Annotated in this window: 26 protein-coding genes; 3 read left to right on the forward strand and 23 right to left on the reverse strand. The window is 38.2% G+C overall.

Annotation, left to right across the window (positions count from 1 at the left end):
- The first annotated feature begins 17 nt into the window (after nucleotides 1–17).
- Complete coding sequence (locus E7413_00775) at nucleotides 18–266, forward strand: TIGR03905 family TSCPD domain-containing protein (protein MBE7018402.1); 249 nt, start codon at nucleotides 18–20, stop codon at nucleotides 264–266.
- A gap of 37 nt (nucleotides 267–303) precedes the next feature.
- Here the strand turns inward: E7413_00775 and E7413_00780 are convergent, their stop codons facing one another.
- The 14 genes from E7413_00780 to E7413_00845 all read right to left on the reverse strand — a co-directional run bounded on the left by E7413_00780 (nucleotide 304) and on the right by E7413_00845 (nucleotide 17,285).
- Nucleotides 304–510: a hypothetical protein gene (locus E7413_00780; GenBank protein MBE7018403.1), complete on the reverse strand. Its 207-nt coding sequence runs from the start codon at nucleotides 508–510 to the stop codon at nucleotides 304–306.
- Nucleotides 503–1,450, reverse strand: coding sequence for a radical SAM protein (locus E7413_00785; protein MBE7018404.1), 948 nt, complete (start codon nucleotides 1,448–1,450; stop codon nucleotides 503–505). The genes E7413_00780 and E7413_00785 overlap by 8 nt, the downstream gene beginning before the upstream one ends.
- Before the next feature lie 162 nt (nucleotides 1,451–1,612).
- On the reverse strand, nucleotides 1,613–2,647 hold the full coding sequence (locus tag E7413_00790; protein ID MBE7018405.1) for a 3-deoxy-7-phosphoheptulonate synthase: 1,035 nt from the start codon (nucleotides 2,645–2,647) through the stop codon (nucleotides 1,613–1,615).
- 13 nt (nucleotides 2,648–2,660) lie between these two features.
- Complete coding sequence (locus E7413_00795) at nucleotides 2,661–3,515, reverse strand: prephenate dehydrogenase/arogenate dehydrogenase family protein (GenBank protein MBE7018406.1); 855 nt, start codon at nucleotides 3,513–3,515, stop codon at nucleotides 2,661–2,663.
- A complete protein-coding gene (locus E7413_00800) occupies nucleotides 3,515–4,717 on the reverse strand; it encodes a 3-phosphoshikimate 1-carboxyvinyltransferase (GenBank protein MBE7018407.1) in 1,203 nt (400 codons plus the stop codon). Before E7413_00800 ends, E7413_00795 begins: the two co-directional genes overlap by 1 nt.
- Before the next feature lies 1 nt (nucleotide 4,718).
- Complete coding sequence (gene aroQ, locus E7413_00805) at nucleotides 4,719–5,147, reverse strand: type II 3-dehydroquinate dehydratase (GenBank protein ID MBE7018408.1); 429 nt, start codon at nucleotides 5,145–5,147, stop codon at nucleotides 4,719–4,721.
- Nucleotides 5,144–6,391 (reverse strand): shikimate dehydrogenase, encoded by a 1,248-nt coding sequence (locus tag E7413_00810; GenBank protein ID MBE7018409.1) that lies wholly within the window; start codon nucleotides 6,389–6,391, stop codon nucleotides 5,144–5,146. The genes aroQ and E7413_00810 overlap by 4 nt, the downstream gene beginning before the upstream one ends.
- Nucleotides 6,392–6,398: 7 nt before the next feature.
- On the reverse strand, nucleotides 6,399–7,490 hold the full coding sequence (gene aroC, locus E7413_00815; protein MBE7018410.1) for a chorismate synthase: 1,092 nt from the start codon (nucleotides 7,488–7,490) through the stop codon (nucleotides 6,399–6,401).
- A 9-nt stretch (nucleotides 7,491–7,499) separates the two neighbouring features.
- Complete coding sequence (gene aroB / locus E7413_00820; GenBank protein ID MBE7018411.1) at nucleotides 7,500–8,510, reverse strand: 3-dehydroquinate synthase; 1,011 nt, start codon at nucleotides 8,508–8,510, stop codon at nucleotides 7,500–7,502.
- 11 nt (nucleotides 8,511–8,521) lie between these two features.
- Nucleotides 8,522–9,610, reverse strand: a complete 1,089-nt coding sequence (locus E7413_00825) for a bifunctional chorismate mutase/prephenate dehydratase (GenBank protein ID MBE7018412.1) — start codon at nucleotides 9,608–9,610, stop codon at nucleotides 8,522–8,524.
- A gap of 311 nt (nucleotides 9,611–9,921) precedes the next feature.
- Entirely contained in the window at nucleotides 9,922–10,353 is a 432-nt protein-coding gene (locus E7413_00830) for an ACT domain-containing protein (GenBank protein MBE7018413.1), read from the reverse strand.
- Nucleotides 10,354–10,368: 15 nt separating this feature from the next.
- Nucleotides 10,369–11,676 (reverse strand): phenylacetate--CoA ligase, encoded by a 1,308-nt coding sequence (locus E7413_00835; protein MBE7018414.1) that lies wholly within the window; start codon nucleotides 11,674–11,676, stop codon nucleotides 10,369–10,371.
- Nucleotides 11,677–12,184: 508 nt separating this feature from the next.
- Nucleotides 12,185–15,892 carry a VWA domain-containing protein gene (locus E7413_00840; protein ID MBE7018415.1) on the reverse strand — a complete coding sequence of 1,236 codons (3,708 nt, stop codon included), beginning with the start codon at nucleotides 15,890–15,892 and terminating at the stop codon, nucleotides 12,185–12,187.
- 193 nt (nucleotides 15,893–16,085) lie between these two features.
- A complete protein-coding gene (locus E7413_00845) occupies nucleotides 16,086–17,285 on the reverse strand; it encodes a hypothetical protein (GenBank protein MBE7018416.1) in 1,200 nt (399 codons plus the stop codon).
- A gap of 396 nt (nucleotides 17,286–17,681) precedes the next feature.
- On the opposite strand from E7413_00845, the gene E7413_00850 reads away from it, so the two are divergent.
- On the forward strand, nucleotides 17,682–17,909 hold the full coding sequence (locus tag E7413_00850) for a hypothetical protein (protein MBE7018417.1): 228 nt from the start codon (nucleotides 17,682–17,684) through the stop codon (nucleotides 17,907–17,909).
- Between the two features lie 40 nt (nucleotides 17,910–17,949).
- On the opposite strand, the gene E7413_00855 is transcribed toward E7413_00850, so the two are convergent.
- Nucleotides 17,950–18,312, reverse strand: a complete 363-nt coding sequence (locus E7413_00855; GenBank protein MBE7018418.1) for a hypothetical protein — start codon at nucleotides 18,310–18,312, stop codon at nucleotides 17,950–17,952.
- Nucleotides 18,313–18,589: 277 nt separating this feature from the next.
- Between E7413_00855 and E7413_00860 the strand changes: the two genes are divergently transcribed.
- Complete coding sequence (locus E7413_00860) at nucleotides 18,590–18,955, forward strand: hypothetical protein (GenBank protein MBE7018419.1); 366 nt, start codon at nucleotides 18,590–18,592, stop codon at nucleotides 18,953–18,955.
- Between the two features lie 193 nt (nucleotides 18,956–19,148).
- Here the strand turns inward: E7413_00860 and E7413_00865 are convergent, their stop codons facing one another.
- From E7413_00865 to E7413_00900, 8 genes are all read right to left on the reverse strand, one after another.
- A complete protein-coding gene (locus E7413_00865; protein MBE7018420.1) occupies nucleotides 19,149–20,315 on the reverse strand; it encodes a site-specific integrase in 1,167 nt (388 codons plus the stop codon).
- A 94-nt stretch (nucleotides 20,316–20,409) separates the two neighbouring features.
- The gene (locus tag E7413_00870) at nucleotides 20,410–20,592 is read right to left on the reverse strand and encodes a helix-turn-helix domain-containing protein (GenBank protein MBE7018421.1); all 183 of its coding nucleotides are present in this window, start codon (nucleotides 20,590–20,592) and stop codon (nucleotides 20,410–20,412) included.
- A gap of 15 nt (nucleotides 20,593–20,607) precedes the next feature.
- Complete coding sequence (locus E7413_00875; GenBank protein ID MBE7018422.1) at nucleotides 20,608–21,039, reverse strand: deoxyuridine 5'-triphosphate nucleotidohydrolase; 432 nt, start codon at nucleotides 21,037–21,039, stop codon at nucleotides 20,608–20,610.
- The gene (locus E7413_00880; GenBank protein ID MBE7018423.1) at nucleotides 21,029–21,262 is read right to left on the reverse strand and encodes a metal-binding protein; all 234 of its coding nucleotides are present in this window, start codon (nucleotides 21,260–21,262) and stop codon (nucleotides 21,029–21,031) included. The genes E7413_00875 and E7413_00880 overlap by 11 nt, the downstream gene beginning before the upstream one ends.
- The gene (locus E7413_00885) at nucleotides 21,262–23,502 is read right to left on the reverse strand and encodes an adenosylcobalamin-dependent ribonucleoside-diphosphate reductase (protein MBE7018424.1); all 2,241 of its coding nucleotides are present in this window, start codon (nucleotides 23,500–23,502) and stop codon (nucleotides 21,262–21,264) included. Before E7413_00885 ends, E7413_00880 begins: the two co-directional genes overlap by 1 nt.
- Nucleotides 23,503–23,516: 14 nt before the next feature.
- Nucleotides 23,517–23,981: a hypothetical protein gene (locus tag E7413_00890; GenBank protein ID MBE7018425.1), complete on the reverse strand. Its 465-nt coding sequence runs from the start codon at nucleotides 23,979–23,981 to the stop codon at nucleotides 23,517–23,519.
- Nucleotides 23,978–24,535: a hypothetical protein gene (locus E7413_00895; protein ID MBE7018426.1), complete on the reverse strand. Its 558-nt coding sequence runs from the start codon at nucleotides 24,533–24,535 to the stop codon at nucleotides 23,978–23,980. Before E7413_00895 ends, E7413_00890 begins: the two co-directional genes overlap by 4 nt.
- Nucleotides 24,536–24,539: 4 nt before the next feature.
- Nucleotides 24,540–25,205, reverse strand: coding sequence for an FAD-dependent thymidylate synthase (locus E7413_00900; GenBank protein MBE7018427.1), 666 nt, complete (start codon nucleotides 25,203–25,205; stop codon nucleotides 24,540–24,542).
- Nucleotides 25,206–25,267: the final 62 nt, after the last annotated feature.

Consider the following 25,267-nt stretch of genomic DNA (forward strand, 5'->3'; position numbering starts at 1 on the left):
GAAAGGACAAGCCAATTATGCAATATACTTATTATCCCAAGGGTGTATGTTCCCGAAAAATTGATCTTGAAATCACCGACGGAATTATCACATCAGTTCGCTTTTTAGGAGGTTGCCACGGCAACACTCAGGGAGTTTCCCGATTAATGGAAGGGTTTTCCGTAGAAGAAGCGATTCGTCGGTTAGAAGGGATTGACTGTATGGGAAAAGGAACCTCATGCCCTGATCAATTGGCAAAAGCTTTAAAAGAAGCTATCAAATCATAAAACTAAAAAAAAGAAGCACTGCGAGGTGCTTCTTTTTTTAGTCTATATCAGGATTAGGAGTAAAAGTAGGGGCTATCATCATTCCCACAACATTTTCCGTTTCATCATGTACATTAAGCGGATCCACACTGATAAACCAATCCTGAATACTTTCAATCGGCTTTAAAAGTGCTTCCGATTCACATCCGGTCAGTAATACAGTAGATAACGTTGCTGCAGCAATCATTTTTGTTGTCTTATTCATCGATACCATTTCCTTTCCAATTATTTTTGAACCATTCATTAATCACTTGCAGTTCATATTCACATTGAGGACACGTGCCCACACAACGTCCCTCAAATGAGCAATTTTTAATATCTAAAGGTATCTGATATTTTCGGCAAAGTTCCTTTCGGATATCTTTTAAATATTTACATTTCTCTTTTTCACGATAGGGTTGTAACTTTTGTATTTGAAAACCGTTTTGTAAAAACCGATTCTGAATATCATTGTACAACTCTGGGTCCAATTCTTCTATCACTGTAGCTTCTAATCCGATATCCAGGTGTTTTTCTTCCTGTTCTTTCCGATAGGGATGTAACTCAATATGAAAAATATTCAATTCTTTTAATAACACTATCATCTGCGTAAGATTTTCATCCGTCGTATTATATCCCGGAATCATTGGATAAGTAACTGTAATTTTATCCTGATTGATATGTTCACATAAATACCGCAAATTTTCCTTAATGATTTCATTGGAAACACCTGTATATTTCAGGTGCTTTTTTTCCTCAAACACTTTAAAATCGATATACCATCTATCGATCAAGGGAATCAACTTTTTTAGGGTATCTCTGTCGGTATACAAGGAAGTTTCAATCGCTACAGAAAAATCTTTACAGTATTTTTGAATGAAATTCTTAATAAAATCTGTATGCAGCAGAGGCTCTCCTCCTGAAAAAGTCACGCCTCCCACGCTGTTTTTAAAATATATCACATCTTTTGCAATATAAGAATACAACTCATCAACAGTCAATGATTTGAATCGTTCTGATGCACAAAGTTCAGGATTACAACACCAAAGACAGTTTAACGGACATGCACACATAAAAACAACGCTGCGAACCCCCGGTCCGTCTTCATTGATACGCAATCGGGTAATATGACCAATATTTGCCCGACTATGTTGTGCTGATAGCATTGTTCACACCTTCTTTTCTTATTACATAATTAGACAACATTGTTCCTAAAATTGTTCCTTTATTTGGTATAAAAAAAATAGCAAAAGCACTTTTTCATTTTTTTACTATCCATAATTTCAATATATGAAAGAAATATCCCCCCGAAAACGGAGGGATATTGATTATAATACATCTGCCAGATCGTAGATGAGTTTTTCGGTTTTTTCCCAACCTAAGCAAGGGTCGGTAATAGATTTTCCGTAAACGCCCTCTTCAGGTTTTTGTGAACCGTCTTCCAGATAACTTTCAATCATCAGACCTTTCACCAGCTTTTTAATATCCTCGCTATGACGACAGCTATGCAGCACTTCTTTCGCAATTCTAGGTTGTTCTGCCCATTTTTTGCCGGAGTTTGCATGGTTGGTATCAATAATCACACCGGGATTTGTAAGACCTGATTTTGCGTAAGTTTCTGCTAAGTGAATCAAATCCTCATAGTGGTAGTTTGGCATAGACTGCCCATGTTTGTTCACATAACCTCTTAAAATTGCGTGAGCTAACGGGTTACCATGACTTTCCACTTCCCATCCTCTGTAAATAAAGGTGTGAGAATGTTGTGCCGCGGTGATAGAATTCATCATAACGGAAATATCTCCTGCGGTGGGATTTTTCATTCCAACGGGAATATCCAATCCGCTTGCGGTGAGTCTGTGCTTCTGATTTTCCACAGAACGTGCACCGATAGCAACATAGGAAAGCAAATCAGATAAATATCTGTGATTTTCAGGGTACAGCATTTCGTCTGCACAGGTGAAACCGGTTTCCGCAATCGCTCTGATGTGTAGACTTCTGATTGCCACTACCCCTTTTAACATATCCGATTCTTTGTTTGGATCAGGCTGATGAAGCATTCCCTTGTAACCGTCGCCTGTGGTTCTGGGTTTATTGGTGTAAATTCTGGGGATGATAAGAATTTTATCTGCCACTTTGTCCTGCACGGTGCGAAGACGGGAAATGTAATCAATCACACTGTCATCGTGGTCGGCAGAACAGGGACCGATAATTAAAATAAACCTATCATCTTTGCCTTCAAAGATTGACTTAATTTCCATATCTCTTTTTACTTTTAACTGTTCTAACTGATAAGATAAGGGATACTGCTCCTTAATTTCCATAGGGATTGGCAGTTTCCGTTTGAAATTCATGTTCATTTTAATCTCCTCCAAGATACTATTTTTTATCAAATAACGCTCTGCGCTCAGTGGAATGGCGCATCATTTGTCGCATACCGTCGATATCCTCAGTTTCGAGCATTGTTTTCAATTCCTTGAATTTATTCATAAATAAGTCCATCTGACTAAGGAGCACTTCTTTGTTTGCTACAAACAGTTCACTCCACATCAAATCGTTAATACGGGCAATTCTGGTTAAATCACGGAAGGAATCCCCCGTAAATTTTTCCATATGTTCCTTGTCATTGCAAGTCATTAACGTAATGGCAATACAGTGCGTCAACTGGGAAAGAAACCCAATCATCTCGTCGTGTTCTTCAGGCGATAAGGTTGTCACGTTGGAAAAACCAAGTAATCTGCCTAATTCCAGACAAGTGTTAATTGCTTTAGGTGTGTTTTTATCGGTGGGAGTTACAATATAGTTGGCACCTGCAAACATCTTATCGGTACTGTTTTCCACACCGGAAACCTCTCGTCCTGCCATAGGATGGGCGGCAATAAATTCCACGTCATCCCGTAACATATTCTGAATTTTATAGACGATACTTCCTTTGACGCCTGTTACGTCAGAAAGAATCGCACCGCTTTTTAAAAGATGCTGATTTGCTTCAATCCATTCCACAAAAATATGAGGATAGAGCGCAAAAATCACCAGGTCTGCTTCTTCGATCAATTTTTTGTCAAGTTCTGTGGAACCCTCATCAATAATACCTTCTTGCAAGGCATAATCAATGGAGCTTTGCTCTTTGGTGATTGCGGAAATATGAAAGCCGAAGCGTTTTAACACTCTGGCATAACTTCCACCCAAAAGACCAAGTCCCACAATTAAAATATTTTTACTAACATCTACGATCATGTTATATTCACCTCTGCTCCGAGAGTTCTGATATCATTAAAAAAGTTGGGATAACTTTTTTTCACTGCCTCAACCCCCGAAATTTCTCCGCCGATTTGAGAGAGTATCACAGACATAGCCATCACAATCCGATGGTCATTGTGTCCGGATAAAACTGTGCCGCGATACGTTAATTTCTGTTTTGGTACGATAATCATATTGTCACCAAACACCAGTCCGCCTCCCAGTTTTGAGAGTTCTTCGTGCATCGCCATACCACGATCACTTTCTTTGGCTTTTAGTCTGTCGGTACCTATGAAAGTAGCACCGTTTTTCAAAGCCGCCAGTGCAATCAGGATGGGCCCAAGATCAGGACAATCAGAAATATCAAGGATGGGTGTTCCCGTATCCAGCTTAGAAAAATATTCTTTGTAAACCCTATCTCCCTGCAAACTGTCTTCCCTCAGATTGTTGACGGTAACATCTGAACCAAGCAAGTTAAAAGCATCCAAAAATGCGGCGTTGGAATAATCGCCTTCACTTCTGCCGGAAAACCCATGCAATTCGGACGATTTAACTACTAAGGTATATTCATCACTAAAAGAAACATCCGCACCAAAAGACTGCAATGCCGAAAGGGTTAGCTTCACGTAGGAACGGCTTTCAAAAGGTGGGATAATTTCGATTTTTGCATCTTCATTCCGATACACCAATGCAAACAGAAGTCCTGTGATAAACTGACTGCTGATATCCCCTTTTACCTGATAAGTTCCGCTTTTGAAGTTACCGTAAACAGTAACGGAATCTTCGTTTTTTTGGAACAGAAAACCGTTTTCTTTGCAAAGTTCTTCATAAACAGACAAAGGTCTCTCTAACAGACGGGTGCTTCCTTTGAAAACAACTTCTCTCCCCAGGCACAACGCAAGGGGAATCAGAAATCGCAGGGTGCTTCCGCTTTCTCTGCATTCTAAAACAGGGCTATGGGCTTTCATAAAGTTTTTGGGATGAATTGTTACAGTATCGTCATTTACAGTAACCTCTGCACCCAACGCTTGTAAACAATCAAGGGTTGCCAAAATATCTTCACTGTAATCAACACCGGATAATGTACAATCTTCTCCCGATAAGGCAGCACCAATGAGATAACGGTGTGCCATACTTTTAGACGGCGGTGCCTCTATATTCCCTTTTAAGTGACAAGATTTGAATTTCGCGTTCATATTAGTTACCTTCTGATAAAAAGTCAATGGCTTCTAAATATCCGTTTGTGCCGTGACCGGTGATGGTCTTTTTGCAGGCAAGCCGAATATAACTGATTTGTCTGAAATCTTCTCGTTCTTCCACTTTGGAAATATGCACTTCCACCGTGGGAATTGCCACTGCCTTTAAGGCATCCAAAATGGCAATACTGGTGTGAGTATAGGCACCGGGATTGATGACAATGCCGTCAAATTTGCCGTATGCTTTTTGAATTTCGTCCACTAAATCTCCCTCGTGATTGGATTGATAGAACGACACCTCAATATTTCTTTCATCACAGTATCGTTTGATTTTGTTGCATAAATCCGCATAGGTTTCTCTGCCGTAATGGTTCGGCTCCCGAATACCCAACATATTTAAATTCGGTCCGTTTATCACAAGAATGTTCATATAATCAGCTCCGTTCTTTTTGTTGTAATAAATTGAGCTTCTGCTTCGGGTGTTTTTAAATCGGGAACGATGATATCTGCCGTGTCCCGATAAATGTCGATTCGTTCATCATATAATTTTTGCAGTTTTTCCACGGTATCGGATAGGGGTCTGTCATCCGTAGCTTGTAACCGTTTGAGAGTGGCTTCCAGGAAGAATAGTTTGCCGTTTTGCTTTAGGTAAAGCACATTTTCTTCCCGTAAGATGGCACCGCCACCGGTGGAAATAATCTGGCGGTTTTCTTTGGAAATATCATAAATCACTTGGGTTTCCAAATCTCTGAAATAAGGTTCCCCTTTTTCTTTTATGAGTTCTTTAATACTGCATCCGCACCGTTTTTCAATTTCAGTATCAGTATCCACAAAGGTGTAACCATCTAAGGATATACACTTCCCTACCGTACTTTTTCCGCTGCCGGGCATTCCTGTTAACACAATATTTTCTTTGTCACAAAGAATCCGGGCAAAAATGCTGTCTGCCCTTTCTTTTGCAATTTCGATATTTAAAAATTTCTCCACGGCAACCACTGCCTGCATCACCAACATATACAGACCGCCTTCGGCTTTTAATCCCCGTTTTTTTGCATCCAGCACTAGATTGGTGCAAAGCGGATTATATACCGCATCTAAAACCCCTTCCAAATTGGGAAAATAGGAAATATCAATTGGTTTTTCGTCACAGTCTGGATACATTCCGGAAGGAGTGGTATTGATGATGATATTGGCATCAAAATGATTTTGGATAGCTTCCTCGTAGGTAATGCAATTTTCCTTTTTGCTTCTTGAAACGGTCAAAATTTTGGTTGCACCCAAATCTTCGGCAACTACTCGGGCAGTTTTAGAGGTTCCGCCGGTACCTAAAATCAGTATTTTTCGATTTTTAAATTCAAGCTGCAATCTTTTGATTAACGATGTCATACCATAATAATCGGTATTGTAACCATAAAGTTTACCATCCCGATTAACCACGGTATTCACTGCACCGATTTTTTTTGCAATCTCACTGACCTCATCCAGATATGAAATCACTGTTTCTTTATAAGGAATGGTCACATTCACTGCCGCGAACTCTTTTTTTAGAAAGAAATCTTTCACTTCCTCTTCGGAAAGCTCTATCAGTTCATAGGAATAATCGGCAAGTTTTTGGTGAATCTCTTTGGAAAAACTATGAGTCAGTTTTTTCCCGATCAAACCGTATCGTTTCATTTGTTTCTCATCCTTTTAACCAGTCTGTTCCAAACCGCAATGCCAGGGCATCGCACAACACGATTGCCGCCGCCGCATCCTGCACAATTCTTGCCCGATGGACAATGGCAGGGTCATGTCTGCCTTTGGGTTCTAACACAGTTTCCTGCATTTCTTTAAAATCTACGGTATTCTGCGGTTTAAAAATGGTGGGTGTTGGTTTGATGGCAGTTCTGAACACAATGGGCATACCGTTGGTGATACCGCCGTTTAATCCACCGTTATTGTTGGTTTTGGTAACAATTTCGCCGTTTTGGATTGTGAAAGCATCGTTGGCTTCGCTGCCTTTCATATCAGAAATGGCAAATCCTTTTCCAAATTCAATGCCTTTTACGGCAGGAATGGAAAACATCATATGAGAAAGCTGACTTTCTAAAGAATCAAACCAGGGTTCTCCAACCCCGGCAGGCATACCAACAACAGCAGTTTCCAGCACACCGCCAACGCTGTCACCGTCTTTTGCCGCTTCCAAAATGGCATTAGTCATTTTTTCGATACAAACATCATCCAGCACGGCAAAAGTTTTCTGATTGAGCATTTTAATATCGGTCAACAAATCTCCGAATTCTCTATCAGAAATTCCTGCACATTTTTTAACGTGGGTGCCGATAACAATTCCTTTTTGCTCTAAAGCCAATTTACAGATAGCACCTGCCGCAACCAATGCAGCAGTGATTCTGCCGCTGAAATGTCCGCCACCTCTGGCATCCTGAAAGCCGTGATACTTACAATGGGCGGTATAATCGGCGTGAGAGGGACGCGCAACCGTCTTAATTTCCGCGTAGTCACCGCTTTTCACATTTTCATTGGGAATGAGAATGGTAACGGGAGTTCCGGTGGTTTTTCCACAAAGCACACCACTCACAATCTTGAATTCGTCTTTTTCTTTTCTTGGTGTGGAAATTTTTCCGTCGGGACGGCGCAAGGTAAGCATCTTGCTGATATAAGCTTCATCCACTGTGATACCGGGTGCCAGACCGTCAATCACCGCTCCGATATATTCCCCGTGACTTTCGCCGAATAAGGTTACAGCCACACTTGTTCCAAATGTATTTTTCATATCTTTCACCTACTCTATAAAACACTTTCTTGCCAGTTCAATCACTTCATCGCATTTCATTGTGACAAATTTGAAAAAACCAATTTCATCCACCATAGAAACGGTGACGGAATCTCCGTCTGCCTTTTTATCGTGAAATGCTGCTGTTTTTATCATATTCCAATCAAAGTCAATCAGATTGTATAGATTACATTTTTTTAATACTTCAATCACTCTCGGTCGAATAGATTTATCGCACATCGGAAGAAGTCCCAATGCAACACATTCTCCATGATATAAATTGGAAAAATTAGCGCTTTCAATGCCATGACCGATGGTATGGCCAAAATTCAAGATTTTCCGAAGTCCTAATTCTTTTTCGTCCTGCTCTACCACATTCTTTTTGATATTTAGTGAACGAATAATAATCTCGTCAAGGTGTTCATTAATATCTTTGTTTTCAATGATATCAAAAAGCTCTTTATCGGAGGTCAATGCCATTTTTACCGCTTCTGCAAGTCCGTTGGAAATCTGCCGCGTTGGAAGGGTGCTTAAAAGATCTGGGTCAACCAGCACCTTTTTCGGCTGATAAAAGGCTCCCACGATGTTTTTCACACCGCCAAAATTGATACCTGTCTTTCCGCCAATGGATGAATCAATCTGAGATAACAAGGTGGTTGGGATATTGTAAAAATCAATCCCTCTCATATACGATGCTGCCGCAAATCCCGAAAGGTCTCCCACAACGCCACCGCCTACTGCAACCACGCAATCTCGTCTTGAGAAATTGTGGATAAGCATTGTTTCAAGCAGTTTAGAAAAGCCACTAATGCTTTTGGAATCTTCTCCCGCTGCCACTGTGCAGATCACTGCTTCTTTACATTGTGCCGCAACTATTTTTGCATACTCTTCCGGCACACCGCAATCGGTAACAACAAGCACCCGTCTTACCAAATTCAGATGTTTGCCTGCTTCTCTAAGAAGTCCCCGTTCTACCAGGATATCATAACTGTTTTCGCCTAAATTCATATGAATATTCATACTAAAACACCTCAGATTTCACTGTGGGGAGCATAGGTGCCCACAATTTTTAATTGATCACAGACTTCTCCTAATTCTGCTAACATCTTCTGACCGTCTTCGTGATCAGTTGTGCCGTCAATTTCAGTATAGAAATAATACTGCCAGGAATGTTTCTTTAAAGGACGGCTCCGAAGTGCCGTCATGTTATAACCATACGTTCCGATGATACTGATGGCTTTCGCCAAAGAGCCCGCTTCATTTTTTACGGTAAACATCAGAACAGAACTTGTCATTGAAGAAGAATTCGCACGAACCTTGGATAACACGGCAAATCGTGTGGTGTTTTCACCGCTTTTATTAATGTTTGCATCCAACACGGAAAGCCCATATATTTCTGCTGTTTCCACGCTGGCAATGACTCCCAAGGAACGATCCTGTAAACCTGCAACACTCTTTGCTGCAACTGCAGTATTGTTAGCTTCTTCCGTATCAAACCCTTTTAATTTAATATACTCGTGACACTGAGCCAGTGCCTGTGGATGACTGATGACCTTTTTGATATCTTTGGGGGTAGCACCCGGAATTCCTAAAAGGTTTTGATGAATTGCCAACTCATAAATACCGTTTAAAAACAGAGTTCCTGAGAAAATCAAGTCCATAGTCTGCCCCACTTCTCCAGCGTAACTGTTTTCGATAGGAAGGACAGCCACATCCGCTTCTCCTATTACCACTGCATCATATGCGGACTTAAAATCACGGCAAGACACCCGATTACTTTTGGGAAAAATTCTGCCTGCAGCAATATGTGCAAATGCACCTTCAACACCGCTGTATGCTACTTTTAACCCACCTTGCATACGATACTGATAAGATTTTGAAACACTCATCATATTCTTAATAAAATCGATATAATAACTTTTTAAACCTTCATCGTCAATCAACCTCACATTTTTTTCGATGAGCTCCTCTTCCCGTTTTTCATCAAAAATCGGAAGACCAAATTCTTTTTTATGCTCATAAACCAGTTCGGCAGCTTTCATACGTTCCACAAAAAGCTCCGCCATCTTTTTATCAACATCATTGATAATGTTTCTAGCTTGTTCCAATTTATCTGCCATATTGCCGTCTTCCTTTCAAAAATATAAAAACCTCACTTGACTATGTTACAAGTGAGGTTTTAAACGTCGTTTCATACAAAAATTGTTAAAAACTGCCCTGACATCTCACAAGTAACTTTTTCATCGCAAAATAAGCATAGCCAAAATAAAAGACTACACTAAAGCTGAATAAATATTCATTTGCATTCATCAAAAGCATGTTCATATCAAGTTACCTTCAACATTTTAATTTATTCTATTTTAACATTTTTCAAATAATTTGTCAAGATAAAAAACAGTTTTTTCCTGAACTTTTCATCTGAATAATTCTTTTATAATTTGCATATATCGCTTTCAACGATTAGATGGAATCCCGCCTGTTCCAACGCAGTTTCCGCCGAAGGAATATCCTCTACACGCAAAACAACATAAGCATGTTTTTCAGTACGAGCCATAAAAGCATAAAGATATTCCACGTTGATATCTGTTTGATCCAAAACATCCAATGCCGCGGTCAACTTTCCTGGTGCATCGCCGATTTTCACACCTACAACATCTACCACTTTAATCAGGTATTCCTGTTCCTGCAAAACTTTTTTTGCAGCGTTTTCATCATTAACAATCAGACGGAGAATACCAAAATCTTCTGTTTCTGCAATAGAAAGTGCACGAATATTGATATTATTTTTTGCCAGAATATCCGTAACAGAAACAATGCTTCCTTTTCTGTTGGGAACAAATACAGTTAATTGTTTAATAGCCATTTTTATTCTCCTTTCTTAAATTAACTTACGTTTATCAACGACGCGAACAGCTTTGCCTTCGCTTCTTGCGATGGTTTTGGGAGCAACCAAATGCACTTTGGGATTGATACCAAGCATAATTTTCATGGCATTGGCAAGAGATTTTTCTCTGGCTAGAACGTCCCCTACCTTGTCGGTGAACTGTTCGGGAGACATTTCCACATTCACTTCAAAGGTGTCGGTGTTGTTGGCTCTATCAACAATAATCTGATAGTTGGGCTGATATCCTTCGTTTAATAAAACGGTTTCAATCTGGCTGGGGAATACGTTAATCCCGCGAATAATTAACATATCGTCAGTTCTGCCCATGGGTTTTGCCATTTTTACCAAGGTTCTTCCGCAGGAACATTCTTTTCTGGTAAGCACACAAATATCACGGGTTCTGTAACGAAGAAGCGGAAATGCTTCTTTATCCAAAGAAGTGAATACCAATTCCCCTTTTTCTCCTTCAGGAAGCACTTCGCCGGTATCGGGATTAATAATTTCTGCATAGAAATGGTCTTCGTTAATATGCATACCGTTCTGTTCGCTACATTCAAATGCAACGCCGGGGCCGGTGGATTCGGTGAGACCGTAAATATCATAAGCTTTGATACCTAAAGTTTCTTCAATACCTTTTCTCATTTCTTCAGTCCAGGGTTCTGCACCGAAAATACCTGCCTTCAGTGGAATATCTTCAGGTTTATAGCCCTGCTCTTTTAAGCTTTCGCCGATGTATGCCGCATAGGAGGGAGTACAACAAAGAATGGTTGCTCCCAAATCCTGCATAAACTGAATTTGGCGTTCTGTGTTACCGGAGGACATCGGCAAAGTTAAGCAACCAACTTTACTTGAACCACCGTGCAACCCCATACCACCGGTAAATAAGCCGTAGCCATATGCTATCTGACAAACATCCTTTTTGCTGCCTCCTGCCGCCATAATAGCACGAGCACAGCAATCATCCCACAGGTCAACGTCATTTTGGGTATAAAATGCAACCACACGTTTCCCTGTTGTTCCTGAAGTGGAATGGATACGCACACAATCTTCCAAAGGTTTTGCCAATAAACCATAGGGATAAGCTTCTCTTAAATCTGCTTTTGTAAGGAACGGGAGTTTATACAAATCATCAATTCCTTGGATGTCATCGGGAGTTACTCCTTTTTCGTCCATCAATTTTTTGTAGTATGGCACATTTTCATAAACGTGCTTTACCTGTTTTACCAATTTTTCGGACTGGAGTTGTTTCATATCTTCACGAGACATGGTTTCAATTTCTTTCTGGTAGTAATTCTGAGCCATTTTCTTCGTTCATCCTTTCTGATAACTTTGCTTTGTGAGTACAGGATGCAGAGTGCAAAGAAATAAAAAAACCTCTGCAAACCTTATAGGATGCAGAGGACGAAAATTTCATTTCCGTGGTACCACCTCAGTTCGCCGCTATCTCACGGTAGCGACCTTATCAGGTACTGACATACCTTAGTTCTGTAACGGGAACACCCGTTGCCTCCTACTGAAGATTTCTCTTGTTCAGTGCACTGCTAACAGAAGGAATTCGAGAAGGACCTCCCCATTGCCTCGCACCAACCGGCAACTCTCTCCAGGTTCTTTCCAACCTACTGGTTTCTGATCTTCGCATTTGATAGGTATATTCTAGCACTTTGAATTTCAATTGTCAATAGTTTTTTTAAAATTTTTTCAGTTTCCCAAAAGAACCAAAATCCGATAGAATTCATATTACAACAGGCACCAATTCAAAAAATGAAATGAGTGCCTGTTATAAATACTTTATTTTGATTCCAAAAACACTTTACTGTTTCTGATATCTTTCCGGCATTAGCTGAGCTGTGAAATTACACAAATGATGTTCCGCAAAAGTGTCGTGATTATCTTTGGCACATTGTACAGGCGCCAGCAACTTTTTCGTATCAACAGGATGTTTTCCTAATCCTGATACAGTATCTCCTTTTACCGAATAAAATAAAATTTTATCTTTTAAAGAAACTAAAGTGGTATACATTTCTTCTGCTTCGTTGCTGGCAGTTGTCCACACGACACCCATGCCATTATAATACACCAGTTTTTCCAGCTTGGATGATAAATTATTTTTAACAATTCCGATTCCGGCACGTTGTGCTAACATACCACCGCGAGAATGCCCTGTGATATAAAACACTTTATTTCCAACTAAGGCGCTTTTTGCAATATCATCTGCAATATCTTCCGCACGTTGTCCGTCAGGATCATTTTTGAAAGGATATACAAGATAATTTCGGTACCAATCCCCTTTCTGATCCTGAATGGAAGTCCACATATCTCCAACGGAACCACGGAAAACCAATACGGCATTGGTATCATTTGCAAACACACCATAGCAATAGCCGCCATAGGTTTTATCGGTTTCAACATCCTGTGTATCCCGGTAATAATGCACCATTTTCCAACCGGTCATTTCTTTGATCGATGCTGTTCCGTGAAATTTTGCATCAATTTCAGATACTACGCTTGCATCCAAATCTTCAAAGTTCACATGTAACGGAATGTTTCTGGAATAGATTGCCTGAGACAAAATTGCCAGATCTCGAGAGCTAACATTCCAAGCAAAGGGAGCGGTATCCTCTTTATCATTCACGCCATCACCGTCAGAATCTTTTTTGGTAGGATCACCCAATACCACCTTACCGGTTACCTTCACTTTTTTGCGGTCAGCACTGTATTCTTTCGCAATTACTACTTCTTCACCATCAGATAAACCATCACCGTCTGTATCGGAATTATTTTTGTCCAACGCTAATTTTACGCCGCTGAAAATAATCATATTATCTTCATAATAATCCGGAATACCGTCTTTATCGGAATCAGTTTCAATATCAATTTTTTCACTGATATCCTGATAAATGTCTGCCAACTGCGCTGCATCAGAAGCCAGATAGAAAGATCCGCCGGTGTTGGTTGCCAAAGGTTTTAGATAATTATTAAAATAAGTTGTAGTTTCACCAAGACCAACAGTATAAATTTTAATACCTTTGTTATTGGCGGCAGCAACGGTTGTCTGATGCTGACCCAAATCACGGGCATCTCCATCGGTAAATACAATCATAACGCGTAACACATCATCATGAACTGTCGGTTGTGAAAACAGAGAAAATGCTGAATTGATACCGGTATACATATAGGTATACCCTCTGGAATCAAACACACCTGGAAAGTCATAAGCTGCCCAGTTATTTTTGTAAGTAAATTGCAGAATATTTTTTAACTTTGTTTTTCCTGCTTCATCACATTTTACCAGAGTCGGTGTCATGCAATCAACAATACCGTCAAATTTCACGATACCGATTTTGGCATTTACATTAGCGCCGTCAACGAAATCTCTTGCAACAAAAAGACGTTTATGTTGCGGATCCTGTCCACCGCGGAAACTGTTTGTAGCAGCATCATAATCAAAATCGCCACCCAGACTTCCGGAATCATCAATTACAAAAACAATTTCAGCAGACGTATATTGTTTCGTGCTTTCCCAAACATCCTGCCAAGTAAAGGATTCCTGATAAACTTTTCTGTCTACTAAAATATACTTGGAAAAATGTGTGACTCTGGCACTTGCTACATTTCCGTTTATTGTAGTTTGAAGTTCTTCCAGTGTTTGTGTTTCTTCATTAAAATAATAAATGACAGGATCAACATTTGCACTGAGCCTAGATGGATCAAATTCAAAAGAAATGGTTGCTTCATCAAAAGTTCCGTCCACACTAAAATCATATGCCTGTCCCAGATATCCGGGCATATTTTTCGGGAAGAAGGTATCATTTTCCACAGGTTCAATGCTTAAGGTTTCCACCTGTTCTCCCGAAAGATTCATCTGCACTGAAGGCGTTGCCCCATCTCCCTCATTTTCAACGGTTACGTTTATTTGGAAGGTTGTTTGTGCAACGAGAGGATCAGTCCCCAGTTCAACTTCTCTTCCGTCAGAAACGCCGTCGTGGTCGGTATCTTCCAACAGAGGGTTCGTTTGATGAACAACTTCTTCATTATCGGCTAAGCCATCCGTGTCAGTATCTCTTAAATCAGGGGCAGTTGCGTTGATTACTTCTGTTTTATTCGATATGGTGTCTCCGTCAAAATCTTCATCGCCATCGGAGATACCGTTGCCGTCTGAATCAACTGCCAAAGGATTTAAGCCAAGCAGAATTACTTCAATATAGTCAGATAAACCGTCATTATCGGTATCTGCCAAGGTTTTATCAGTTGCATAAATCGCTTCTAGGCCATCCACAAGACCATCATTGTCCGTATCGTTCATATCAATCCAGATTGCAAATAAATGAACATCACTTTCAACGGGAGTTGCAAAATTGTAAGCTTTGCTGAAATCTGTTTCATTTTGATCAGCAAACCATCCTACAAATCGGTAAGAATTACGAACAGGAGTAGCCGGTTCTACAGCCAGCTCGCCCGGCATAACAGACTGATCCAGCGGTGCACCGGTTGCACCTTCATAATTTAAATCAAAAGAAACTGTATATGTAACAGCTGACGGCGTAGGAGTAGGAGTAGGAGTAGGAGTTGGTGTGGGTGTAGGAATTACAGTAGAACCATCACCACCGGATCGTTTAATTTTATATTCAGCAATCAGTTCATCACTGATTAACACTTTATCTCTTATGGTAACTGCTCTTAACGTACAATTTTTGGTAAGGGAAATGCTTTTGGAATACTTTAAGCTATCAGCAGTCGGTTGAGATCCGTCCAGTGTATAATAAATTTCAGCTTTCGAAGTTTCGGTTTGCAGATACAATTCCCTTGCAGAAACATATCTGCCGGCAGGCAACGATGCGGTGGGTGCTTTTAAATCAGCCACCAGTCCGTTATAGGTCATCACAGCAACATCTCCACGAGAAGATGGATATCCTTTTTGCCCCTTTAAGCGTTTGGAAACACCGATTTCATCGGCTGCTTGCAAATATCCTTTAGACCAATCATACGGATCAACTTCCACGTCATAACCTAACGTACAAATTACCATTTTAATGGCTTCCTCGTGCTTCACATCGTCTTCAGGACGGAATTTCCCATTTCCGTCTCCGTTGATAATTCCTTCACGGGATGCAATATTAATATATCCACTTGCCCAGTGATTATAGGAAACGTCATCAAACACAGTTTCACCTTTAGCATCCTCGGCAGATGATTCCATCTTCATCATTCTGCAAACAACGGCTGCCATTTCTGCTCTTGTAATAGATTTTTTTGCTCCGAAGGTTCCATCCGGATATCCGGATAAAATTCCCATCTGAGACAGTGCTATTGCCGCATCCGCATAATAATCCAAATCCATCATATCCGAAAAAACAGGTTCCTGCGTATTTTTCGCGAAACTTCCCAGAGGATTCAATGCCAAAATCATCAGAAATACTAAGAAAATACTTATGAATTTTTTCATACCAAAACTGCTTCCTTTCTTTTGTTTGTCCTTCGTTTTTGTCACATTTACACAAAAAAATAATGAACCATTCATTTTTCTTAGACGATTCCGCTTAAAATATGTTCCAAAATTTGGATTATTTTGAAAATCTCTATATTTTAGTCTTATTACTCATCCAATCCATAAAAAAGAAGCATCTGATCAGATGCTTCTTTTGCCATATACACACAATTGTCAGAACAATATCATATGAATATTTTTCAAAATTTCGTAAGAATGTGATAAATTATCTAAATTCATTCACGTCTACGTATTTTACATAATATTCCTCATAAGTGATACCTTCATCATGGATAATCTGCGCTGCTTCTCTTCCAACATAACGATAATGCCATGGCTCATATGCATAACCCGTAATCCACTCTTTCCCCTTGGGATATCGCATAATAAATCCGTATTCGTGAGCGTGTTGCTGCAACCATTTGAATTCGCCGGAATATTCAAATGCAACCTTGGTGGAATTTATATCAACTGCCAATCCTGTCTGATGTTCAGAATGACCGGGTCTTGCTGAATAATTGTCCGCATAGGTCTTGCCGGAACTTCTCACCTTATTATTATACAATCCTCTTTGATAACTTTCTGTTCTATAAGCGGAAACAACCTTCATAGAAAGCCCTGCTCTGGCCGCTGCATCTGCCATCAGTGCATAATTTTCATTAGTCACTCCGGCAAGTAAATATTCTTTACCATCTCTTATGGTGTATCCGGGATTCATATGTACCAGATTATACTGCGTAAAATTGGATGGTAACTGATTATATTTATTTACCAAAACCAAAAGCGCATAGGGATCTTTTACGGTAACAACATTTTCGTAAAACGGATAATCCAATCCCAAATTTACTCGATAAAGAATCTGGTCCATACTGTAGGACGGCACTCTTTCGTGATAAGTGACATATCTTTGGAATTTTTCAGGATAAAAATTACTCCAATGGGAAACATCCAACACATCCTTAATAATTTTATGATAATTATTATGAAACATATATTTCTGAATGCTTACCAATTCATTATCGTAGGAAAGTGCATCGGTACCAAAACCAATTACTACCATATCAATGGGTAAATAAGTTTCATTATTCCAAAGAACAGAAGGAACGTCAAATATCCTTTTGACTCCATTTATGGTAATAACGTAATCACCAACAACATGACGAATCATATCTCCGTCACGTGTCAGAGCCAGAATTTGCCGATCGCTGCTTCTGTAAAACACCTTAGCTCCCAAATTTTCAAAAACTTTTCTTAAAGGAACGTAATGGATATCATAAAAAATAGCAGACGAACAATCCAAGCTTTCACCATTTAACACAATAGGAAAACCAAGTAGCGTAGGCTCAAGCTGATAGGAAGCTCCCACAGCGGTTGCAGATGTCATAAAAAGAATACATACAAAAATGATTGCTAACAGTTTTTTCATAACCGTTACCCCGTTTCCTTCTAAATTTTAAAAACCATTGATTCTATATTTATTATATATCATACCCTAAGGTACGATGCAAGTGTTTTCGACATTTTTATATATATTTTTAAAAATATTTCCGTAACTTGTCACAATCCTCAAGGTTGTTATGGTTTGCGCAAATTTGCCACCCAATCCTACTATAAAGATTTAGTTGATTCTTGTGGTTATTATGTTAAAAATGCAAAAGAAAAACTGTGACTGATTTTTGAGTCGTGATAGTACAGCCAAAATCATTGAAAAAGGTTGGAATGTGCTTTATAAATCAATTTTACCACAGTACAGTTCTTCATTTCAAGAATTGATAAAAAACAACCTACAGATAAAGTCTTTGATTTGCCTAAAAATGAGAAAATGGCAAGATTTACAATGAGTAATGAGATAAGAAGAATTACAAAAGCATTAGAACTCCCACAGACTGGCAAAAATCACGAGTTTAGAAAGTACCATTGTCAATTAGCAGTTGAACACTATGTCTCCAAAGGTTGGAAAAGAGAAAAAGCAGAAAAATATGTTATTCAAAGACATCTTTCTCATTCTTCTGAAAGACAAGACTTGAAAAAGATTTATTTATATAGTTAAAAAGACTACTCACAAAAGAGCAGTCTTTTTAGACAAATGTTTAAATATTATCGGTCTTTGATAAGAGTTCCTTTATTTTCTTTGCAGAGTTTACAAGTTCACCAAAAGCATACATTGGTATAACCCCCAATGAAGAAAGTGCTAACCAAAAACCAATTTTAGTTGTTACTTTGCCATAATAACAAGTTGCATACAAGTTTTCGTATTTAATAGCATCTGCAAAAGTACAGGCAAGACCTTCTGAAAATGATGTAAATTCATCAAGACCACTTAAAAACATTATAACACCAATAACAACTACAACAATTCCAACAACCAAACAGAAGTTAAATAAAAACTTTGCTATTTTCTTTAAGGTTTCTCCAATGTCATCAAAAATGAGCTCATTTAGATTTTCAAACATAATAGTCCTCCCAATATTTTTTCTTTATTATACCATATTTAGGCAGAAAGTTCAATAGTTTTCACAGAAAAAAAGAGTAATACTTTATAATTTGACAGAATACAAAAACCATCTTATTATGCTTTTAAATGATTAAAAGTGAATGATATAGTTTCTGTGTTCTATCAATAATCAAATTGATAAAGAAGAAAAGGCAATTAGAAAGCAATTTAATTTATCTCATGAAGATATAACTTATAGAGATTTTCAAGATTTATCAAGAGAACAGTTAAAAGTATTGTTTAATTATTTAATTGATCATATAACTATAAAGGAAATTGAAATATTTGATAATAGAAAAGTTATTTTAGCAGTTACTATTCATTTAAAATTAAATGGTTATGCTCCTAAACAGACTCTTGAGTATTTAAAGAATATAAGATATAAAGATTCAGAAAATACAAATGACTTGCCATTTGGTGGCGGAGAAGGAGGGATTTCTCTACGAGCCGGTTTGCGGTGCCCGATATCTGCCTTCGGATATTTTTCCTTGGCATCTATCGACCGCGGCACCACCTCACTCTCCCTGTTTCGTCCACCGGACGCGGTCGAGTTCGGTGCCCTCTTGACGGTTCCCGTCGCTCGGGTTCAATCTTGCATATAAAAAAAGAAGCATCTTAATGATGCTTCTTTTTTGGCGGAGAAGGAGGGATTTGAAAAACATTTCAAGTCTTAAATCCCTTGCAATTAGCGTGTTTTGGACTGTGTTTTTATAATTTTGACCACAATTTGACCACAATTACGCTTATTTGACCACAAAAATCGACTGCACATTTCTTCGTTTTTACAACTCATTTTTAGCTAAAAATATTTTTCGATATATAGTTATCCATACGGGTCGCACTTTCATATTGCATTCGTTTTGTCATATGTGTGTATGTGTCTAAAGTGAATGCAGAACTGTAATGACCTAAATTTTCTTGTACTGTTTTAATGTCGTCTCCGTTCTGTAACGATAAGACGGCGTATGAGTGTCTTAAGTCATGGAATCTTGACTGTGGCATACCGATTCTTGATAAAATAGATTTACAGTGCTTATATACCGTACAGTGCGATAGGTGTCTTCCATCATCATTGGTAAATACTAGATTCCGAAACTCTCCGGTAGCTTGCCACATATTTCCTTTGTTTTTTTTAGCTTGTAACTGCTTTTGGAACACATCTTGTAGAATATGAAAAACAAATTGAGCAGGAGCTATCATTCGTTCTTTATCGCTCTTAGTTGGCGCCATACAGTAATATGTCCCGTTACCATCATCTATTTTTAGTAGCTGTTTTGATATTAATATTACTCCGCGTTTAAAATCGACTCTATCCCAGGTTAGACCAAGAACCTCACTTTGCCGCATTCCTGTAAATAGTGTGATTAGAAAAACTGCTGAAAATTTATCCTTCTTGGCCTCTGTAACAAACGCAGTAATTAAATCATCTTCGAGATATGATATAGATGGTTTTTCAACTCTCGGGAGAACTACATCGTCTGCAATGTTTGCTTTGATATAACCTATAATCTTAGCCCTGTTTAACAACTTATGAAATACCCCGTGTATATTCTTTATAGTTTTAGGCGACAAATGCTTAACCTCTGAGAGATTAGAGTAAAAATCTTGTAGGTCGTCTGTTCTTAACTCTATTAATTTTTTGCCTTTAAATTCTGGTAAAATATGATTCTTGAGTATCCGCCTGTATGATGCTAATGTTAAAGGTTTAATATTTCCGTTATACCTTTCTAACCAAATCTGTACCCATTGCTCCAGTGTGGGTTGTTGCCCTGATGATATCTTACCGATATTATACTCTTTTGTTTTTTCTTCTAATAATTTTAATACTTCTTTTTGAGTTTTTCTGTATACACTCTTAAGTTTTCCTGTTAAAGCGTCCTGGTATCTTCCCTCCCATCTTCCATCAGTTCTTTTACGAACTGTACATTCTCCGTTACCTCGTTTTGCCCTTGGTTTACTCATATTGTATCAACTCCTGAAATAAATAAGGGCTATTGTAATGATGCAAATTTATTTTACCATAATTTACATAACATGTCAATAACCCTTATAATCATTACATTCTATATTCCAGCCTTTGTTGGATGTATTCTAATAACCGATTTTTCGAAATTCTGACGGATCTTCCTAGATATAATAATCCATCGAAGTCCTTGTTATGTATGAATTCGTCTGCAGTTTTTAGACTAACCTTTAAATAATCTGCAACCTCTTGCCTTGTTAATAATACATCTTCCATGTCGCCTCCGTTATTCTACCTGCGTCCCGTAGACCCGAATCCACCTCTATCTGTGTCATCAAGTGTGTCAGATTCCTCGAACAAGACATTATTCATAGTAGCTTTCTTCAATTCAAACTGGCAAATCTTGTCTCCCTCGTGGATTACTGTATCTCTCATTGCTAAAGCGGGAAATCTCCAAATATCATTTGTTCCGGAATAGGAGTTATCTATCTGACCAACAGAATTCCATTGTAAGATACCCCATGTTTTATAAGTTGAGCTTCTTGGGGTTAATTCTGCCTTATATCCTTCAGGAAGTTTCATAGAAACTCCCAGGGAAATAAGCTTGTGCTCTCCGGCTTTTAGCTCAACAGTTTCCGCAGCGTATAAGTCAATCAAATCGCCTTTGGGGTTCTTTTGTAACTTAGGTATGTTATTATTATGGTATTTAACTTTAATTTTCATAAGCAAACTCCTTTAATTTAGAGATAATATAGTCATAATTTTTATGTGGAATCACACATCCACTACAATCCTTAATTCCGTTTTGAATAATTTTATAATTACCGCCGCATTCTAAAATGTGGTGTAATGGACAAAAACAAAATAGACAGTTAAAATTTTCTGTATGAGTGGAGTGGCATGGAAACCACTCACACTCCTTATTTTGAAAGAATTTATAACTCATTAGTCACATTTGCTCCATCCGCATGATTTACAGATATTGCATCCGCCTTCAAAATGTAATTCTTCCCCACAGCTCGGACACGGATGTTTGACGCTAACATCTTCCACGTTGTTATTGGACAATCCGAGTTCGTCTTGTACTTCTTGATACATCTCCAACAATGCGTTTCCGATAGCAATAGGACAACAAGAACCCTTGGAGGTATCTCTCTTTGTTGCTTTTCTTACGGCATATGATGGGCAAACACCGCTCGAATTCAACTGGTCAATAATACTATGAATATCGCATCCAGCTCTGGCAGATAGCGAGATAAGCCTAGATAAACCAATCATGAAATTTTGGCATCCACCCTGACTCCCTTTGCTCAAATAAGTTTCTAATAATTCACCGGTAATTGGGTCAAAGAATGCACTACAGTGTAGGCTACCACATCCTGTTGTAAGTTTGCGTTTTTTACCAATTACATCGTCATTTACTTGAATAATATCCCCTCTTTTGAGTTCTGCTTGAGGTGTATTGGTTTGAGACGGGGTATCTTTGGTTGTGAGAATTGCTCCTCTGCTACATCCGTCTCTAAAGATAGTAATCCCTTTTAACCGTTTCTTCCATGCATACATATATAAATCAACAACTTCTTCTACTGTGGTTGCCTCCGGTAAATTAACGGTAGAACTGATAGATGCATCTATATGTTTCTGCCAAACAGACTGCATATCGATTCGTTCTCTGTACGGGATGCTTTGGCTAACTACAAAATAATCAGGTAGCTCAGAATCATCTTTTAAAGAGTGCGATTCCATATATTCTTTTACAATCGGAGTGTATACTTTGTAATATGTATCTTCGCCATGAAGAGATTGTGTTTTTCTCGTATAATAGTTAGCGAAGATTGGCTCAATTCCACCACTAATTTGAAGCATTGTTGAGATACTTCCTGTTGGAGCGATTGTGAGTAATTGACTATTCCTTAATCCATATTCTAAGACTAAATCTCTTGTCTTTTCATCTGTGTTGTTAAGGAAAAATTCTGTTGTAATAATTTCTCCGATATTACATTTTGGAAAAGCACCATAATGCTTCGCTAATTTTGCTGATGTTTTAATGGCTGTATTTGCCATCGTAAACGCAATGTTGTCACATAATTCAATACTTTCATTTGAACCATATTTTAATCCGAGATTGATTAACATATCAGAAATTCCCATAACTCCTAAACCAATCTGTCTCCAATCACGGACACTATCTCTTTGTTCCTGTAATGGATGTAAAGATAGCCCTTCGTCCAGTACATCATTTAATGCTTTAACAGCAACCTTGACTGTGTTTTTGAATTCGGAAAAATCAAACGATTTGCTCTGTTTGTCAACGAATGCATTTAAGTTAATACTTCCAAGTAGGCAACTGCCTCCAGCAGGTAAAGGCTCTTCTGCGCAAGGGTTGACACCTGCATAACTAAATTCTTTGGTATTACTTAATAGATTATATCCTGTGATTTCATCCCAAAATAAAATCCCCGGTTCAGCCATATCCCAATTCATTTTGCAAAGCTTGCTGAATACTTCCTTAGCATTAACATTCTTAGTAATTTCTTCGCCAGTTTCTTCCCTTATGAAACTCAACTCATACTGTTCATCATTTAATGCAGCGTTAAGAAATTCTGCGGTCATTTTTACAGAAATATTAGCTTTGGTAACTCTTTCTAAATCAGACTTAATTTCGATAAATTCTTCGAGGTCTGGGTGATTACAATCAATTGAAATCATTAAAGCCCCGCGTCTCCCATTCTGCCCTATCAATTGTGTAACCATAGAATATAAATCCATAAATGAAACGCTTCCGCTTGTTTGTTTTGCTGTATTTCTTACAGTAGCGCCTCTTGGAGCCAGTTTACTAATATCAATACCGCAACCTCCGCCGTAACTAAATGTACGCGCAAGTTTTCCGGCACATTCGAATATACTTTCGATGTTGTCTTTTGGCGGTTCAATTACATAACAATTTGAAAGTGTCGATTTGATTCCTTTAGAAGATAACCCTCTATTTGATAAAATTCTACCACCGAAAAGGAACTTTTTATCTTTGATTTGTTGCTTTACTTCTTTATCTCCGCCCGACACCCTATCGAGCCAATCTTCAAAAGATTCATTTTCATGTTGATATTTTTTTTGCCAAATATCGATACCTAGTGTATTGTTTTCACCTAACCATTGCTCAGCTGTTAAATTTGTAAATTGTTTCATACCATTACCCTCCGTTATACGGACTGAGAATCAAAACGCTCAATCCCAAGATAAAATTTCAAAATGTAATAAATCATATCATCAATATTGTTAAAAATTCGCTCGCACATACAGGTTTGCCACGGATGTAACTCCTGATTATTTGTGTCGAGTCCAATAACAGGTATCCCTCTATCGTAAGCGATTGCAATCTCTGCCATACTACCTAATGAGTACATATCATTAAAATTAGCTATAACTAAATTGCAATTACGAAGTTTATGTAAATCCAATCTCATAACCTCGTACTGTGTTTTATATTGAGGTACTTCATCAAGGAAATTGAAAAAGTCATTAGGGTTAATAACTTCTATTTTAAAATTGCAGTCACAATGCTCAATAATTGTTTTACAATATTTTCTCCAATAATTTCCCTCTTCAAAATTATCTTTGCCGAATTTGCTCATCCCGCCACATAAGTAAATTTTGTATTCTCTCATATTTCACCTTTTAATTCACTACACATAAATCTTGTGGGTTTTTCGAAACAATTATTCTTAATTACCTGCTCGCTAAACAGGTATGCCATTTTATCAAGCTGTTCTAATGTTCCGTCGTTCTCAATAATATAATCGTAGTTGTAGTTATCTACATTTGCATCTGCATGATTACTCTTGATTTTTTTAACATTAGGGTTTTTAATCAGTATTGTATCTGCATCAAAAACTTCTGCCGCTCGTGCGATTTCGTCAGGCTCCCTGATATCTATAAGAAGTACATCAGCTGTAATCTGGTTATCTTTAAAGTTATTGACAACCTCACTGATATCCTTAAATGGAATATTGTCGTATTTTGTAAGCCTGTCCTTCATATCACTCAATAATAGTCTAAGCTCTTCTGTTTTCTGTTCTGTATCTACTCCTACAAACTGGAGCATAGCTTTGACTAGGTTAATGGATGAGTATTTGTGTACCGTTATGTATTTTGATAGCATTTTCGCAAATGTATCTTTGCCGCTTGTTCCAGAACCATTTGTGATGTAAATCTTCTTCATATTATTATCCTTTCTTTGGTTTCCCACAAGTCATTTTACCTTCCTTACACTTGCCTCTTACGCAACTTGCTCCCGCTTTTGCAAAAAGATTAGGTGCGACATCTTTGCATATTCTTAACATTGCATATGCCATATGTCTGATTTCCCATTGTGCTCTATTACAACAGCGTTCCTCAAAGAAATGCAAAAGAGTTCTTATATTCATGGTTACTATAATTTTTGTCTCACAAGCATTAGGAAGTACAAATCTCGCATCTTCTGCCGGAATACCGTTATTAATAAGAAAATCATAAGTCCACTGTGAATTTTTTACAAAGTCTTCAAATGCATCTTTGCATATTGGATTTTCTATTATTGACGGAGGTACTATATATTCAAATTGTCCTTCCTTTACATATCTCTGGGACTTCTGAGAATATGATGCGATTCTATGACGCACCAACTGGTGACTTAACGCTCTGCTTACTCCCTCTATGCCAAATGTAAAACTACAATGCTCTAACGGACTTTGATGTCCTAAATCTGTAAGTTTTTTAATAAAAGCTTCGATTTTTTCTGTAGTAAGTCCACTCATAAGAGACTTAATATCACTTGAACTGTAACAAAGCTTAGCTGCACTCGCTATAACCTTTTCAGGTTCAGGTGTATGTGTAATTAATGTTACTTTCATATATAATTAAATATTGCCCTCCTTTGAAAATTCAATTAAGTAGTTATACAAATCCTCATCTG

The organism is Oscillospiraceae bacterium, from assembly GCA_015068645.1.
Classification (GTDB): Bacteria; Bacillota; Clostridia; order UMGS1840; family UMGS1840; genus SIG452.